This is a genomic window from Burkholderia sp. Ac-20353 (assembly GCF_017104785.1).
In the GTDB taxonomy this organism is placed as follows: domain Bacteria; phylum Pseudomonadota; class Gammaproteobacteria; order Burkholderiales; family Burkholderiaceae; genus Burkholderia.
The window spans coordinates 1-2,866 of the sequence record NZ_JAAGPL010000390.1 but is presented as its reverse complement, the minus strand read 5'-3'; the positions used below and the strand labels follow the sequence as shown (position 1 = coordinate 2,866).

The window sequence follows — 2,866 nt, the reverse complement described above, 5'->3', positions numbered from 1 at the left end:
CGATCGGCGCGTCGGGCTGCCGGATCCTGGTGACGCTGCTGCACGAGATGGTCAAGCGCGATGCGAAGCGCGGGCTGGCATCGCTGTGCATCGGCGGCGGGATGGGCGTCGCACTCGCGGTCGAACGCGACTGAAGCGCGACTGAAGCGCGACTGAAGCGCAGCTGAAGGTTTGAACCCCGACGGTGCGCAGGCGGTCGCCTGCCCGCGTGCCTGACGATTTTCGCGCAGAACAAGCCGGACACAACAAATCGCGCGATCCCGCGATGCGCGCGCCGGGCCCGGCGGCAAGGCCGGGCCGGCCGCGCGTCGAAGCGGTGTGCATGGCGGCGTGTGCCACGTCGCCGCGCCACATCATCGATTACTTCAATTTATTGTCGGTAACTTCTAGGATGACTAAGCGAATTGCAGTTGTGACAGGTGGAATGGGCGGCCTCGGCGAGGCAATCAGCATCAAATTGCACGACGCGGGTTTCCAGGTGGTCGTCACGTATTCGCCGAACAACAATGGCGCCGACCGCTGGTTGACCGAGATGCACGCGGCGGGCCGCGAGTTCCGCGCGTATCCGGTGGACGTGGCCGACCACGATTCGTGCCAGGAATGCGTGGCGAAGATCGTGCAGGACGTCGGCCCGATCGACGTGCTCGTGAACAACGCCGGCATCACGCGCGACATGACGTTCCGCAAGCTCGACAAGGTCAACTGGGACGCGGTGATCCGCACCAACCTCGACTCCGTGTTCAACATGACCAAGCCGGTCTGCGAAGGGATGGTCGAGCGCGGCTGGGGCCGGATCGTCAACATCTCGTCGGTGAACGGCTCGAAGGGCTCGGTCGGCCAGACCAACTACGCGGCCGCGAAGGCCGGCATGCACGGTTTCACGAAGTCGCTCGCGCTCGAAGTCGCGCGCAAGGGCGTCACGGTGAACACGGTGTCGCCGGGCTATCTCGCGACGAAGATGGTGATGGCGATCCCGCAGGAGGTTCTCGACTCGAAGATCCTGCCGCAGATCCCGGCCGGCCGGCTCGGCCAGCCCGACGAAGTCGCGGGCCTCGTCGCGTACCTGTGCTCGGAAGAGGCGGGCTTCGTGACGGGCTCGAACATCGCGATCAACGGCGGCCAGCACATGCACTGACGCGCGGCGGCCCGGGCGGCGTTCGCGCGTGCGCCCGGGCCGTGCTCCCGCTGTATCCAGCGCCGGGGCGGCGCGCCGAAGTGCGATGACGACGACGGACGCGGGCTCGTGCGCCGCGCTTCCGGTGGGCGGCGTGCGCCGTTCGGGCCGATCGTCGTCGCGCGGCACGCGCGCTGCGTCGGCCTTGCATTCCGGAGGAGGCATGGCTGATACCTGGATGGGACTCGCGATCGGCGGATCGGCGCTGGCCGTCGCGCTGACGATGACGATCGTGCTCCACTGGCTCGAGCGGCGCCGTGCGCGGCTGCTGCGGAACTTCGATCATCACGACTGCTGGCTGGCGGCATACGGCAAGCGCATCGCGCGCGCGCCAGCGCGGCCGGAGCGGCGCACGAGAGGCCGCAGCGCGACGAAGTGACCTGCTTCAGTCGCTCTTCTTGTCGCTCGTATCGCTCTTGTGGAAGACCCGCTTCGTCGTGCGCTTGGTTGCATCCCAGCCTTCGCGCGACGCATGGGCGATTCCGTGACCGACCGTCTTCGCGGCGCTCGCGGTCGCATGGCCGAAGCTGCGTGCAGCTTCGCCGGTCTTGTGTGCGGCTTCCTTCGAATCGCGCTTGATGTCCTGCTTCACTTCGGACATGTCCGCGTGCGCGATCGGGCTGATCAGCGCGAGAACGAGCGCGCTGTAAATGAACTGACGACTTTTCACGACCTGATTCCCATAAGAGTTTTCATCGAGGTTCCGCACTGCCGGCAGGCGGCGGACGAAACGCGCCGGCCGCCGCTGCGTCGAGCATCACCGCGGCGCGGCCGGTCAGCAACACGCGATCGCCGCAGCGAAGCGTGAAGCCGTACAGCACGGAGCTGCCGTCGCCGCTCACGCGTTCTGCATCGACGGTCAGCGGCGCGTCGAACGTGTCGAGCCGATCGACGAACGCGTCGACGCCGCGCACGCTCGCGAGATAACCGACTCGCGGGCGGTCCTGCTGCGCGCCGAGCAGCGCGCCATGCACGGCCATCGCTTGCGCCGCGTATTCGATCCCGCAGACCGACGCGAGCCGTCCATGCGAGCGCAGCGGGTTGTGTGGATCGCGGTGGCTCGTCGCCGAGCAGCGGATCCGCACGTCGTCCCACGCATCGACCGTATCGAGCACGCACATCGCGCCGGCGTGCGGAATGTGTGCAGCGATCCACGCGTGATCGAGCGGCGGCGTCAACGTGACCGGCGCGGTCATCGCGCATGCTCCGCGAACGCGTCCGGCATCGCGATGTCGACCCGCACGCGCGTGTCCGCAAGATAGTCGAGCACGACGCTGGTCGAGCGTCGCGCGGCCAGCGCGTCGAGCAGCGGCAGCGCACGCGCGGCCGGATTGCCGGTGCGCAGTGCTTCGAGTTCGGGCGACGCGAGCGTCGTCGCGGGCGCGTCGGTCAACTGCACGTCGATGCGTGCGAGCGCGGCCGCGCCCGGGTCGGGCGCGAGCACGAGCGCGACGCCGAACGCGTCGATGATCGGCCGCATTGCGCGCAGCGGTTCCGGATAGTCGGTGTCGTACGCGATCAGCAGGCACGGCACGCGATCGACCGCGACCTGGCACAGGCTTTCGAGCAAACCCGCGGCGAAGCTGCCGTCGTGTGCGCACAGCACGTTCGACGTCGCCATCGCGCGGGTCGCGATGCTCCAGTAGCCGGCCGGCGCGTTGTGCACCGAGTTGTGAAAGCGCGTCGGCGACA

5 protein-coding genes and 1 pseudogene are annotated in these 2,866 nt (G+C 68.2%); 3 read left to right on the top strand and 3 right to left on the bottom strand.

All coding sequences use genetic code 11. From position 1 onward, the window contains the following. The 3 genes and pseudogenes from G3N94_RS40530 to G3N94_RS40520 all read left to right on the top strand — a co-directional run. A pseudogene (locus tag G3N94_RS40530) lies at positions 1–134 on the top strand (acetyl-CoA C-acetyltransferase); the annotation flags it as partial. A 257-nt stretch (positions 135–391) separates the two neighbouring features. Beyond that, a complete protein-coding gene (phbB, locus tag G3N94_RS40525; protein ID WP_205799790.1) occupies positions 392–1,135 on the top strand; it encodes an acetoacetyl-CoA reductase in 744 nt (247 codons plus the stop codon). A 202-nt stretch (positions 1,136–1,337) separates the two neighbouring features. Continuing rightward, positions 1,338–1,553, top strand: a complete 216-nt coding sequence (locus G3N94_RS40520; RefSeq protein ID WP_205799789.1) for a hypothetical protein — start codon at positions 1,338–1,340, stop codon at positions 1,551–1,553. 6 nt (positions 1,554–1,559) lie between these two features. Here the strand turns inward: G3N94_RS40520 and G3N94_RS40515 are convergent, their stop codons facing one another. The 3 genes from G3N94_RS40515 to G3N94_RS40505 all read right to left on the bottom strand — a co-directional run. Continuing rightward, complete coding sequence (locus tag G3N94_RS40515; protein WP_205799788.1) at positions 1,560–1,844, bottom strand: hypothetical protein; 285 nt, start codon at positions 1,842–1,844, stop codon at positions 1,560–1,562. A gap of 22 nt (positions 1,845–1,866) precedes the next feature. Beyond that, positions 1,867–2,370: a hotdog family protein gene (locus G3N94_RS40510; protein ID WP_205799787.1), complete on the bottom strand. Its 504-nt coding sequence runs from the start codon at positions 2,368–2,370 to the stop codon at positions 1,867–1,869. Continuing rightward, positions 2,367–2,866: beta-ketoacyl synthase chain length factor (locus G3N94_RS40505; protein ID WP_205799786.1), on the bottom strand; the 500-nt coding region annotated here is incomplete at its 5' end. The genes G3N94_RS40505 and G3N94_RS40510, both read right to left, overlap by 4 nt.